This is a genomic window from Photobacterium sp. R1 (assembly GCF_054600795.1).
In genome coordinates this window covers 305,096-318,297 of record NZ_BAAHZP010000005.1, presented here as the reverse complement: position 1 = coordinate 318,297, position 13,202 = coordinate 305,096, and the positions used below count along the sequence as shown (strand labels likewise).

Here is a 13,202-nt window from a genome sequence, read left to right as displayed (position 1 = left end):
TACAGTGAATATACTAATCTGAATAAAAACAGTTTTTCAGGTCAGGTCGATTGCTATTCTGTTGAAGAAGGGGGCAGTTATGAACGTATACAAGAATATCCTTGTGGTCGCGGATCCACTTCAGGATCATCAACCAGCCTTATCACGTGCCATACATCTTGCTGAGAAAGCCGACAACGCCCGCATCACCGTTTTTCTCGCTATCTACGATTTTTCATACGAAATGACATCGATGCTCTCTTCGGAAGAACGACAGGCAATGCGTCGAGGCGTTGTTCAACAAAGAGAAGAATGGCTAAAAGACATCGTTCGCCCTCATACCAGTACAGGTTTGGACATTGATATTATTGTTGTCTGGCATAACAGACCCTACGAGGCAATTATCGCGGAAGTCTACAGTCAGCATCATGATTTGCTGATTAAAGCGACGCATCAGCACGATAAAATTGGTTCCGTAATATTTACACCGACTGACTGGCACTTATTACGCAAATGCCCCTGCCCTGTGCTTCTTGTGAAAGAACACAGCTGGCCTGAGAACGGGAAAATCCTGGCCTGTGTGAATCTGGCAGCGGAAAACGACACCCATGATGCCCTGAACGAAAAGATCATACATGAAGCGAAATCTTTGGCTGAACTGCTTTGTGCTGAGGTCAATCTGGTCAATGCATACCCTGCGACGCCTGTGAACATTACCATTGAGCTCCCCGAGTTTGATCCGGCAACCTATACTGATGCGGTCCGGGGTCACCACCTCACCACAATGAAAGCCCTCAGACAACAGCATGGAATTGAAGAAGATAAAACCCATGTCGTCGAAGGCTTACCTGAAGACGTCATTCCAAAAGTCGCAGAAGAGTTAGATGCAGAACTCGTGATTTTGGGAACAACCGGTCGAACCGGTCTTTCTGCTGTGTTCATTGGCAATACAGCAGAGCACACGATTGACAGCCTCAATTGCGATTTACTGGCACTCAAGCCCGACGGCTATATCAGTCCATTAGACCCGAATCAGTCAAGCGGGCGCTAGCATTTCAATAGCTGCACTGATGATCAAACGCCCGGACTAAATGCCGGGCTGTTTCCTCAACACTCAATTCGATGAATATCATCTTACTCATACCCAGCGACATTCATGGTTTATTCCTGCGTAGATACCAATAGAAACTAAATAAAAGAAAACAACAACCTATGTGATTCAACGAAATTCATTATTGAATATTAACCCTTCCCATAAAACCAGCACAGTCATGATACTTACATCCTCATCAGAGCAATTTAAATTCATCAAAAACAGATCTATAACAAAATATATGAAAATCATAGACTCAAATACATGCTCATAAAAACAACAGGTTAAAACGAAATATCACAAGCCATCTCTAAGAATTACATATAAATCAACCATCTGTATTGGCTTTGAATAATCATCTTAATTTCATTGAAAACGTGATGTAAATCTTGATTTATAAAAACAGATTATTCAATAAGAAAAAACCAGAAAATCATTCATCAACCGAAAACAGAATCTGTAATTCACACGGATATTAATCACCTTAAAACATTAATTTGCCATGGTGTTTAAGTTGAACTAAAGTACCAGAACCTGATGTATTGAACTGATAAAGTTCAAATGGTGCTCGTTAATAATTTGAATCTATTTAATTGAGGAAATAACAATGAGTACTATAGTTTGGAATGACGGTCGTAGCATTGCCTTAACAAAAGGCGACACAGCAACATGTGAAGCACTGAAAAGCGGTCAACTTTATGCTGTATTTTTATATAATGCAGCTGGAGAGGATCAGGATATTCCGGTAAACGTCAATATCGGTAATGGCTTCCCACCAAAAACCGTCACTGTCCCCGGAACCACAGGCAACAATGGCTTAGCTGCTCTGGCATTGGTCTCAGGTACCGATACACAAACAGTTTCTATCTCAATCACCAGTCAACAGTCAGGAGCGAAAGTTGATGCATGGATCGGTAGTGTTGGTATGCCAACAAACACTTCTGGTATCGAAAACATGCAATTACCTTTCAATGGTGAGACTCGTTCGTATGGCAGCCGTGATCGTTACTACGCAGTGCCTGAAAGCCGCTGGTACCAGCTGACGATTAATAGTCCGCAAAATCAGTTCATTTCAGTTCAATTCACCGAAAACCAAGCGAAAGTATTTATCAATAACCCTGTGGGTGATCCCGGTAATGTGATTGTGCCAACCGGTACAGTTGCTGAAGGTTCAAGCTACGAAATCGTAAAACCTAAAGGACAACCACAAACAATTACTTATGATGACCAGGGTAATGGCAGACAAAAAGTATGGATGAATGCTGATAGTCAGCAAAACTCATCTGACTCAACAATTGTTGCTCAATATCTGTAAAAAATAATGAGAGGTTGCGTGAAATGGAAAAACCAAAGCAACCTTCTCATAATCAAACCGCTATAATGAATGTGCCCAGGCGTCAATTTCTGATTTCAACGGTTGGAATTGTATGCTTGGGCTTTTCATTCCTTACCAGCTTTCCTGTTATTTCTTCTGAATCGCTGCAAAAAAGTCAAAGCATTATCAATTGGGATGATGGACGACTCATTTATTTGCAGGAAGGTCAAACTGCAACCTGCTCGTCTTTATTAAAAAATCATATATATTGTGTTGTCGTCTATAACGCTTCAGAAAACGATAACGATATTGAATTAACGGTCACTTGGAGCAATCAATACCAACCTGAGATTTTCACCATTCCAGGCACAACAGAACGTCAAGGAAACGCGTCTTTAATTATTGTTTCCGGTGATGATACTTCAACCCTTTCAATCTCTTTATCACAAGGCAATGGAGAACCACTGGAATGTTGGCTGGTGAGCACCGAAATGCCTAAAAACTTAACTCAATTATCAAAAACCGAACTACCCGCGGACGGAAAAATGTACCCGCTGCCAAAACGGAAAATTTACAATGCTCAAACAAGCCAGAACTGGTATCAGTTAACGCTGGAGAACGTACAAACCCAATCCGTCATTGCTCAAATTCAGCAACAGAAAATTGTACTTTATATCGTCAACCCGGTTGAGCACCCAAATGTAAATATACTTGCACTGGGCACAGTGAAATCTGGTGATCAATATGTCATTCAGATGCCCCCTTCTGATGAACAGCCACAACGGTTAGAGACATTTGTTCAAGGAGACGGTGAGCAATTGGTTTGGCTTGGCGTGTCTAGTCAGCAGGACCTTGAAAATGCAAAAATTTCATTACAAACCCTGTAGTAAATGCCAATCGGCATAGTCACCAATCTTCATGTTCTCCTGATAATTTCTTCATTAACGGTGAAAACCCCGCTCAGCTTAACTTCGTCTTCCCAGGGATTGGTCGTGTAAACAAACACTTTTTCAGATCATAGGCTTCTGCGCGTTTACGCAAAACATACTGGAATCCATCGCAGGAATCCGTATCATACCCGCCATAATTTTTGCTAAAGGCCAGCAAGTCCGACTTGCGCCTCGAAAGCATGCATTTTTACGATGGCGAACTGTCGATTTAGCAGTTCATCACGCTCAGTGAAATAACCGCCAATAGGTTGAAAGCAATACTATTGGTGTGAAAGAGAGAAACAATGATTCAAGATCAAGAGCTTACAAAATCACAGAAGTATGGTTTTGACAAATTAGCGAAAAAACTGCGCCGCAATACCGGACAGGCCATTGCTGATTTCAACATGATCGAAGATGGCGATCGGATTATGGTCTGCCTGTCTGGTGGTAAAGACAGTTATACCATGCTGGAAATGTTGAGCAGTTTGCAACGCAGTGCGCCTGTTAGTTTTGAATTGATCGCAGTCAACCTTGATCAGAAACAACCTGGTTTCCCTGAGCACATTCTGCCTGAGTACCTGGAGTCAATTGGTGTTCAGTACAAGATTGTCAATGAAGATACCTACTCCATTGTGAAAGAGAAGGTTCCTGAAGGGAAAACAACCTGCTCTCTTTGCTCACGTCTGCGCCGGGGAATTCTGTACCGCACCGCCAAAGAGCTGGGTGCAACCAAGATTGCTCTTGGACACCACCGTGATGACATGCTGGAAACCTTGTTCCTGAATATGTTCTACGGCGGCAAGATGAAAGGTATGCCCCCCAAACTGGTTTCGGATAACGGCGAACACGTTGTGATCCGTCCGTTAGCGTACTGCCGTGAAAAAGACATTGAACGTTACTCGGAAATGAAGGAATTCCCAATCATTCCATGTAACCTTTGCGGTTCACAACCGAATCTTCAGCGTCAGGTGATCAAAGAGATGCTGCGTGACTGGGATAAACGTTATCCGGGCCGGATAGAGACCATGTTTACAGCCATGCAAAATGTGGTGCCATCACATCTGGCAGACTTTAATCTGTTCGATTTCAAATCGATCGACAAAGATTCAGGTGCAATCAACGGTGGCGATATCGCATTTGACCGAGAAGAAATGCCCGCCTCTCCCGCTGCTGCGGATGATGTCAGTGAATTTGACCCGGGTGAAAAACTGGATATCCTTCAGGTCAATTAACCCAATGTACTCCCTGAGCCGCAGACACTGCGGCTTTTTTTATGTCTGCAGTCATCAGTTTCTCTGAGATTCCATGCTTCAATTAAAAGATGATAGCTACAGCTTCTATATTTACAGTCAGTCACACTGCATTTTGTAGAAAACATTTAACAAAACACCAAAGTTTTTGTTAAAAACGGACTGGTATATGGTTGTATTATCCGTATCATACTAAGGTACGTTAGATACTTGTCATCATTTGAAGCCGTCTGTTCGCCCGCTGCGCAGATCGTTAAGAACCAGATCGAAACACAGGGATTTCTTCCCTGATCATCATTTCATCGATTGAACAAAGTGGCCTTTGGCTGGGTTCTTTATCGCTAGACGCGTTTCAAACAAGTAAGGTTCAAAGTCTGCAGTAGTCCTGCACGCTGCCAAGTCACTATAAAGGATTAAAAATGACTTATTACCAAAAATTGGAGCAACACACTAAGAAGCTCTCAAGAATTCATCATTTATCCTCAATCTGCAGCTGGGATCAAGCTGCAAAAATGCCTGAAGGCGGGAACACTGCGCGCTCAGAAGCCATGGCTGAGCTGGCTTTAATTCACCATGAACTCTCTACCGCTCCTCACCTGGGTGAATGGTTTGAAAAAGCTGAATCTGAGTCTCTGTCCGCTGAACAAAAAATCAGCCTGAAAGAAATGAAGCGCCAGTGGCAAATGGACAACGTCCTTCCCGCAACATTAGTCGAGCAAAAATCTCTGGCCGGCTCAAAATGTGAGCATGCGTGGCGCTCTCAGCGTAAAGAAAACAACTGGCATGAATTCAGCCAGAATCTGGAAAAAGTGGTTCAGCTTGCGCGTGAAGAAGCACAGATTCGGGCAGAAGCCACAGGATTAAGCCGCTATGACGCGATGCTGGATTTATACGAACCCGGAATGACCTGTGACAAAATTGATCAGATTTTTGGCCAGGTTAAAACCTGGTTACCTTCTCTGATCCAGGATGTCCGGACAAAACAAAGCCATGACGAAGTGTTAGTGCCAAAAGGCCCATTCCCGGTTGAACAGCAAAAGACGCTTAGTCTGGATATCATGGGCAAACTTGGTTTCGACTTCAGGCATGGCCGCCTTGATGTCAGCACCCACCCGTTTTGTGGCGGTGTGCCAACTGATGTTCGCATCACGACGCGTTATGATGAAGACGACTTCACCAGTGCATTAATGGGTGTCATTCATGAAACCGGACATGCTCGTTATGAGCAAGGTCTGCCTGAGCAATGGCTGGACTTTCCTGTCGGCCAGGCACGATCAATGGGAATTCACGAATCTCAGAGCCTGTTCTTCGAAATGCAGCTTTCCCGCTGTAAGCCTTTTATCGAAATTCTGGCGCCTCTCGCGCGTGAAGTATTTGGCCGCAATAACGATAAAGCTCTCAGCACAGAAAACATGGCACTCTTCAATACCCGCGTTGAGCCGGGCTATATTCGTGTCGATGCCGATGAGGTGACCTATCCTGCCCATATTATTCTTCGTTATGAAATTGAGCGTGATTTGATTGAAGGCAAGATTGAAGTCGCTGATATTCCTGATCTTTGGGATAAAAAAATGACGGAATACCTCGGCCTGTCAACAAAAGGAAACTTCACCGACGGTTGCATGCAGGATATTCACTGGACAGACGGTAGTTTTGGCTACTTCCCTTCCTACACACTTGGTGCCATGTATGCCGCGCAATTCATGGCCGCTATGCGCCGCGAGATGAATGTTGATAACCTGATCCGCGAACGGAACCTGCAACCTATTTTCAATTGGCTGGACCGACACATCTGGAAAAAAGCCAGCTTCCTCTCTACCGAGGACATCCTGAAAGAGGCGACAGGTGAAACATTGAATCCGGATTACTTCAAGGAACATCTGGTCAGCCGTTACCTTGAAGGTTAAATGAGCTGAATCACTGAAATAAAGGGCTGTTGAGGCCCTTTTTCATTTCAGACCATACTCATTTCAAGCACGGTGTTAATTGCAGTACCATTCCATTTATAGACATAGTGTGCAGACTGGCAGACTTTATGGACCAGATTTGGCTTATAAAGTGCGTAACAATCATGCCCCCGATGACGCACAGATTCATACACAACGCCATCGTTTTTCTGTTCTTTCAATGAAACAGCCAGCGCCTGTGAATGGGCATAATGCGTTGGGTGGTACAAATTAGAATCCAAATGAACCTGTGTTGTCAGGTCAGTGAGATCGGCGGTAAACCAAGCCTGAATGCTCCGCATTTGGATATCTTGTGCAGGTTCCCGGGTATATCCGAGAATTCGTTCCATGTGATAGATCGTTTCCTTAATGGAGGTATTCACATCTCGTGATGCATAGTAAGCACCAAAATCAGACGTGTTAAACCGGCCACCGTCAGGGTTCACATGAGTAAAAGCCGCCATCACAAAACTACAGTGCGGGATACCGACTAACCTTTCTTCCGCCGGGACCCTTGAAAAGTCTCCCGTTTCTTCAGATAACCGCGGATTCGTTAAAGCCTCAACTGCAAAAACGGCTTCTAATTGTTCGGGATCGGCAACATCTTCATATAGATTGATCGGAGGATACTTTGAAGGGATCAGCCTGAAACAGACCTGATCATTAAAATGCTGAATATTGTCATCATTCGGCATATCAGGATCGTCCTCCTCGCCAGGCATTCAATCGCGAGGCAACTTCGTACAAGTCTGCCACCCGGCCCTGACACATCACATCCATTGCACTTCGGCCAGCAAAGAATGGATGACTGTTTGGCTTTTGAACCCATCGATAGACACTGTCTTCACTGGTGAATAAAATTCTCAGACATTTATGAATGTTCAGCAGATAACTCATTCTTTCCAGCAGATCCTTCGAGACTTTGGCTGACTCAGGATTTGAACGGTATTTATTCAGTGTTGAGCGACTGGATAAACCCAGCAACGCCATCTGTTGGTTCTGATTACAGTCCCATTTGTCCAGAATGTTGAAGACAACGGGTAGCACTTTGTTACCCGAATTCTCAATCGGCTCATTGGCAGCAACGGAATGCGTACTCATGACCCTCTCCCACCATGCTTATTAATAGACATATTATAGCACAATGTTTATAAATGGGCATTCATCCGGCATATTGGGAAGAAGGGAAAGTCAGCAGAATTGTGGAAGGTGGGCCCGAAGTACAATCCCTCAAGCCCGGACTTTAATTGACTAGGAAGAGAATTTTGCCAGCCAAGGCGTCACCTTATCCGCAGGGTAAGGTAAAGTTAAAACAGCATTTTCAGGAAGTTCTTTAACGTGAACGACAGCTTTACCAGCTTGAATCGCAATCGTGCTCTTGTCTGAAACTTCAATCAGCCCTGATTGGGTCTGCTCAAAATGCATGACAACACCGCTGACCTCTGGCATAAACCAGGAAGAGAACATACCACCAAGATCACTCAGCATTGTGTCCATTTGTGGCAGAAGTCCAGCAAGCTCAGCCTTTGTCACATACTTTCCAAATGAGTGGGTCGCAATCACTTGCATGGACAGATCGCAGACGATGCCATCGTCAATGACAAATGTGACATCCGGATTCGCCTGACGGAGATTGTTATCCAGCGGAATCACCAAGGCATTATCTGCGGGAATCACAAGCTCCTCATAATGCTCTTCTTTCTGCATCCAGCCTTTATGGACAACACAGGTTTTACCCGTTTGCTGATCTATCAAATAAAGGGCGATCTTTACATCAGGATGGGAAGATTCAACATTGTGCTTCAATTTGCCAAAAAGGTTGCTGTAGCGCATCTCAATATTCTGCGCCAAAGTTTGTGTTGAAGCACTGAGTAATGCTGCAGCGCATGCTGCCAGTAAAAAAGTGTTTTTAGCCATCGGTCAGCCCTGTTGCCAATACTGTCTGTTATGCCGAATCATTCCCTGAATTTCATCAACATACTCCTGCCCGCGCTCAGAGTAACGATGCAGGCCTTCCGCAAGTTTCAGTCCTGTAATTTTGTGGCCGGAAGCTCTTTCCTGAGCCCGGATTTCTCTCAGTTCTGCATAAGCCCGATTACGGTTCACATTCATGAAGTAAGCGTGAACCGATTGCTGCGCATCGGAGAACACCGCGACTTCATGAGTTGCACCTTCGTTTCTTGCGCTCGGTACAAGGCCACAACCCGGTGTATAACACCATTGTCCAAAATAATTGTTGCCTTCTTTAGCGAAGCGGGAGGTTCCCCAGCCGGACTCGTTGGCGGCCTGGCTCAACACAAGCGTTTCCGGGATTTCATCGACGCGTACCAGCATCTCATCCAGCCATTGTTCGGTAATTTTGTCATCTGTGAGTTCAACTTTGTAAGCATCTCCAAACTGCCGGGCTTCATCCAAGTCGTTTTCCTGAATTACCTGTCCCACTTTAAACTGAGCCTGAATTGCCAATAAGAAAGAGCGTTCCTGGCTCACTCTGGCATTTTCCTGCGAGACTGCAGGACGGAGAAAGTTGAAAAAAGTTTGTTTCTTGTGAGTCACGTTTTCCATGACGTTGAAATCCGGCCGGGTCACTCGTTTCGTCTCTTCAGCTGGCTTTTCAGGTTCAGCACAGCCAAAAATCACCAACGTGCACCCTGCAACGGCAGTTTGTTTTATATTTTTTATCACGCGTCGAATACCTTCGTCTCTTCTTCTTTTCCTTGGTTATTGTTGTCGCCGCCATTGTCCCCTTTACGCACTGTGGTCACCTGAAGAGTGATACCAAACAGATTTCTGTACACAATCGCTTTTACATTAAAGAAAAACGGAATTGTCCAGATCAGACCAATACCTGCTGTCGCAAAGGAAAGGAAAAACAGGATCAGTACGGCCAGGAAAATAGCAGACATCGGCAGAATTTTACGGAATGTGGCGACAACCGAATATTGAATCGCCTTCATTGGTGTCACACGCTTTTCGCATACCAGTGTGATCGTCATGCTGAAGGCCATCGTCAGGAACAGGCCAATCAATGGGAACAACGCACTACCGATCCCCTGCAGCGAAGATGTCAGCAGCATTGTCACAACAGACACGACAGCAAAAGGAAAACCTTTCACCAGATATCGCGGTTTTGTAGGTAAACCGACCGCATGGTTCAATGCCATCAGGCTGACACCTGCGTATAAAGGCGCGCTGAGTACATCAGACCAAAAATTTGCCATAAATCCGGCTTCGAGAATATCCGGGGTCAGGCCTTCACCTGTGATAAAAGCGTCAAAGAAGATGCCCGGGTTACCCAGTTGCACTTTCAGCGCAACCAGCAGCAGTGCCAGCTGCGCCAGAAACAACCCTGCAATCGCGGGAAAAAATGTCAGAAAGTGCTTTGCAGTCACTTTCCAGGCTTCCTGAAGAACAGCGATAGCCTGCAAATCTGCTGTACCAGATGTTGCTTTTTCGATTGAGCCGCCAACCTGAAGACTTTTGTTATTCATACAGATATAAGATTCACAGTAAATTCAAAACAGTGCTGTCGATTGTACGCTACCCCTTTCGGTAAACAAATCGCGCGATGGTTAAAAAATGCTTCAATACCTCAAAATGAGCGCAAAAGTATCGTCTTGATTCGGGTTTTGTTCAGATTAACACTGGGCCCAGTCGTCAGATTGCAATCTAAAAGCTGCACGATTAAGCTGGAAAACCGACAGATTTTGTTCAGAAATATTCAAAAACCTTTCGCAAAATCAATTGGCAAAAAAGTCATGTTCATGGGTCAAAAAAAACTTTGAATTCAACCGGTGGAAGACTATTATCCGCCTCCTGAAATAGACCTTATTTGTGCAGCATGTAGTTGCATGAAACGATGTGGAGACAAGGTAGAGTTGAACACAAACATCACATCCAAAGAATCGGTTATTCAACTGAAAGAGCTCAGTAAGAGCTTTGACGGTAAACAAATTATTACCGGGTTAAACCTCAACGTTAACGACGGCGAGTTCTTAACTATTCTTGGACCATCCGGCTGTGGGAAAACCACGGTCCTGCGTCTGATTGCAGGCTTCGAAGATGCTGACGAGGGCCAGATTCTGATTGCTGGACAAGATGTGACACAGGTTCAAGCCGAACAGCGTCATGTCAACACGGTATTTCAGAGTTACGCCCTGTTTCCACATATGACTGTGTTTGACAACGTTGCATTTGGCCTGCGGATGCAGAAAGTGCCTGAAAAAGACATCAAGCCACGTGTGATGGAAGCGTTGCAGATGGTCCAGCTGGATCAATTTGCCCCGCGCAAACCGCATCAGTTATCTGGCGGACAGCAGCAACGGGTTGCTATCGCCCGTGCTGTGGTCAATAAGCCGAAGGTACTGCTGCTGGATGAATCCCTTTCTGCTCTGGATTATAAACTCCGGAAACAGATGCAGCTGGAACTGAAACAACTTCAGCGTCGTTTGGGAATCACCTTCATTTTCGTGACTCACGATCAGGAAGAAGCCCTGTCGATGTCTGACCGCATTATTGTGATGCGTGACGGTAAGATCGAACAAGATGGCACTCCCCGTGAAATCTATGAAGAGCCGAGCAACCTGTTTGTTGCCCGCTTCATCGGTGAAATCAACGTCTTTGATGCAACGGTCATTGAGCGTATTGATGAGAAGCGCATCAAAGCGACCGTCGAAGGTCGTGAAGCCGTGATTCATTGTGACCTGAGCGTCAACAAAGACGATGCACTGAAAGTTTTGCTTCGTCCGGAAGATATTCGCCTGGAAGAAATCAACGAGAACGAAGAATCCTGGGGCCTGATGGGTCACGTTCGTGAACGTACCTATAAAGGGATGACTCTGGATTCAGTGGTTGAAATCGAAACCGGCAAATCGGTCATGGTCAGTGAATTCTTTAACGAAGATGATCCGGATGTAGACCACTCCTTGGATCAGAAAGTCGCGATCACCTGGGTTGAAAGTTGGGAAGTGGTACTGACTGATGACGAAAAAGCTTAATCTGCAAAACATCATCATTTCGGTGATTGTCGGATGGCTGCTGCTGTTCGTTTTCATTCCGAACCTGATGATTATCAGCACCAGTTTTCTAACCCGTGACGATGCCAATCTGATTGATCTGACCTTCACGCTGGAAAACTATGTCCGTTTGTTTGATCCCCTGTATGCACAGGTGATGCTGCATTCGTTCTACATGGCCGGCATGGCAACAATTCTCTGCCTGCTGGTGGGCTATCCGTTTGCGTACTGCATTGCGAAAATGCCGCAGAAATGGCGTCCTGTCATGCTGTTTCTGGTCATTGTCCCCTTTTGGACAAACTCGCTGATCCGAACGTACGGCCTGAAACTCATGTTAGGAACTCAGGGCGTGTTCAACAGCAGCCTGATAGCTATCGGAATCATCGATAAGCCACTTCGCATTATGTACACAGAGTATGCGGTCATGGTTGGTCTGGTCTATATCCTGTTACCTTTCATGGTGTTGCCCCTGTATTCTGCAATCGAAAAGCTGGATCACACCTATATTGAAGCGGCGCGGGATCTGGGCGCGAATAAAGTTCAAACCTTCATCAAAGTCATCGCACCTTTGACAATGCCGGGCGTGATTGCAGGCTGCCTGCTGGTATTCCTGCCGGCAATGGGAATGTTCTATATTTCCGATCTGCTGGGCGGCGCGAAAAACCTGCTGATTGGTAACGTGATTAAGAGCCAGGTACTGAATGCCCGTGACTGGCCATTTGGTGCAGCGACAAGCATTGCCCTCACCTTGTCCATGGCCGTCTTGCTGTATGCCTACTATCGTGCTGGCAAGCTACTCAACCGTAAAGTGGAGCTGGAATAATCGTGGGACGTATTTTTAAATTCAGCTTGATGTCTGTGGTATACGCCTTCTTGTATATCCCGATCATTATTCTGATCGTGAACTCATTCAATGCCAGCAAGTTTGGGATGAAATGGGGCGGCTTTACGACGAAATGGTATGAGCAGCTGGTCAATAACGACAGTCTGATGCAAGCAGCCTGGCACTCGCTCAATATCGCGGTGTTTTCTGCAACCGCTGCAGCGATCATCGGCAGTCTGACTGCCGTTGCCCTGTTCCGCTACCAGTTCAAAGGCAAAGGTTTCGTCAATGGCATGCTCTTTGTGGTGATGATGTCACCAGATATCGTGATGGCCATTTCCCTGCTGGCACTTTTTATCCTGATGGGTGCGAAGCTGGGTTTCCTCACGCTGTTGCTCTCCCACATCACCTTCTGTCTGCCATTTGTGGTGGTTACTGTATACAGCCGCCTGAAGGGCTTTGATGTCAAGATGCTGGAAGCGGCGCGTGATTTGGGAGCCAGTGAATGGGTCATCCTGAAGCAAATTATTTTGCCGTTAGCAAAACCGGCTGTATTGGCCGGGTGGTTGCTGAGCTTTACCCTGTCACTCGATGATGTCATTGTCAGTTCGTTTGTGACCGGCCCGACTTATGAAATTCTGCCATTGAAAATTTATTCAATGGTTAAAGTTGGAATTTCCCCTGAAGTCAATGCGTTAGCAACTGTCATGCTAATCATTTCGCTGAGCATGGTTGTGCTTTCACAGGTCATTACCCGCGATAAATTAAAATAAGTTGCGTTTCTTCTTTTCTGCCCGATAATCAGGCAAGAAACACGGCCAGGTAGATTTCTGCCTGGCCGTTTACGCA

Annotated in this window: 13 protein-coding genes; 8 read left to right on the top strand and 5 right to left on the bottom strand. The window is 45.5% G+C overall.

What is annotated here, in order from left to right:
* Window positions 1-79 precede the first annotated feature (79 nt).
* The 5 genes from uspE (at window position 80) to ACYP03_RS11095 (ending at window position 6,476) form a co-directional block, all read left to right on the top strand.
* A complete protein-coding gene (gene uspE, locus ACYP03_RS11115) occupies window positions 80-1,030 on the top strand; it encodes a universal stress protein UspE (protein ID WP_248140326.1) in 951 nt (316 codons plus the stop codon).
* A gap of 649 nt (window positions 1,031-1,679) precedes the next feature.
* Window positions 1,680-2,387, top strand: coding sequence for a hypothetical protein (locus ACYP03_RS11110; protein ID WP_330959518.1), 708 nt, complete (start codon window positions 1,680-1,682; stop codon window positions 2,385-2,387).
* A 23-nt stretch (window positions 2,388-2,410) separates the two neighbouring features.
* The gene (locus ACYP03_RS11105) at window positions 2,411-3,274 is read left to right on the top strand and encodes a hypothetical protein (RefSeq protein ID WP_459779811.1); all 864 of its coding nucleotides are present in this window, start codon (window positions 2,411-2,413) and stop codon (window positions 3,272-3,274) included.
* A gap of 347 nt (window positions 3,275-3,621) precedes the next feature.
* Window positions 3,622-4,551, top strand: a complete 930-nt coding sequence (gene ttcA, locus ACYP03_RS11100; protein ID WP_459779809.1) for a tRNA 2-thiocytidine(32) synthetase TtcA — start codon at window positions 3,622-3,624, stop codon at window positions 4,549-4,551.
* Between the two features lie 437 nt (window positions 4,552-4,988).
* Complete coding sequence (locus tag ACYP03_RS11095) at window positions 4,989-6,476, top strand: carboxypeptidase M32 (RefSeq protein WP_459779807.1); 1,488 nt, start codon at window positions 4,989-4,991, stop codon at window positions 6,474-6,476.
* A gap of 47 nt (window positions 6,477-6,523) precedes the next feature.
* Here ACYP03_RS11095 and ACYP03_RS11090 read toward each other — a convergent pair whose 3' ends face one another.
* From ACYP03_RS11090 to ACYP03_RS11070, 5 genes are all read right to left on the bottom strand, one after another.
* Window positions 6,524-7,210, bottom strand: a complete 687-nt coding sequence (locus ACYP03_RS11090) for an RES family NAD+ phosphorylase (protein WP_459779805.1) — start codon at window positions 7,208-7,210, stop codon at window positions 6,524-6,526.
* Between the two features lies 1 nt (window position 7,211).
* Window positions 7,212-7,616, bottom strand: a complete 405-nt coding sequence (locus tag ACYP03_RS11085; protein WP_459779803.1) for an MbcA/ParS/Xre antitoxin family protein — start codon at window positions 7,614-7,616, stop codon at window positions 7,212-7,214.
* Window positions 7,617-7,766: 150 nt separating this feature from the next.
* On the bottom strand, window positions 7,767-8,432 hold the full coding sequence (locus ACYP03_RS11080) for a DUF2987 domain-containing protein (protein ID WP_459779801.1): 666 nt from the start codon (window positions 8,430-8,432) through the stop codon (window positions 7,767-7,769).
* A gap of 3 nt (window positions 8,433-8,435) precedes the next feature.
* Entirely contained in the window at window positions 8,436-9,200 is a 765-nt protein-coding gene (locus tag ACYP03_RS11075) for a glucosaminidase domain-containing protein (protein WP_459779799.1), read from the bottom strand.
* Window positions 9,197-10,006, bottom strand: a complete 810-nt coding sequence (locus ACYP03_RS11070) for a DUF2189 domain-containing protein (protein ID WP_330959525.1) — start codon at window positions 10,004-10,006, stop codon at window positions 9,197-9,199. The genes ACYP03_RS11075 and ACYP03_RS11070 overlap by 4 nt, the downstream gene beginning before the upstream one ends.
* A 387-nt stretch (window positions 10,007-10,393) precedes the next feature.
* Here ACYP03_RS11070 and potA point away from each other — a divergent pair, with 387 nt between their 5' ends.
* Genes potA through potC form a run of 3 tightly spaced genes read left to right on the top strand, consistent with a single transcriptional unit; the run spans window position 10,394 to window position 13,126 of the window.
* Complete coding sequence (gene potA, locus ACYP03_RS11065) at window positions 10,394-11,512, top strand: spermidine/putrescine ABC transporter ATP-binding protein PotA (RefSeq protein ID WP_248140336.1); 1,119 nt, start codon at window positions 10,394-10,396, stop codon at window positions 11,510-11,512.
* On the top strand, window positions 11,496-12,353 hold the full coding sequence (potB, locus tag ACYP03_RS11060; RefSeq protein ID WP_459779797.1) for a spermidine/putrescine ABC transporter permease PotB: 858 nt from the start codon (window positions 11,496-11,498) through the stop codon (window positions 12,351-12,353). Before potA ends, potB begins: the two co-directional genes overlap by 17 nt.
* A 2-nt stretch (window positions 12,354-12,355) precedes the next feature.
* On the top strand, window positions 12,356-13,126 hold the full coding sequence (gene potC / locus ACYP03_RS11055; RefSeq protein WP_248140338.1) for a spermidine/putrescine ABC transporter permease PotC: 771 nt from the start codon (window positions 12,356-12,358) through the stop codon (window positions 13,124-13,126).
* Window positions 13,127-13,202 lie beyond the last annotated feature (76 nt).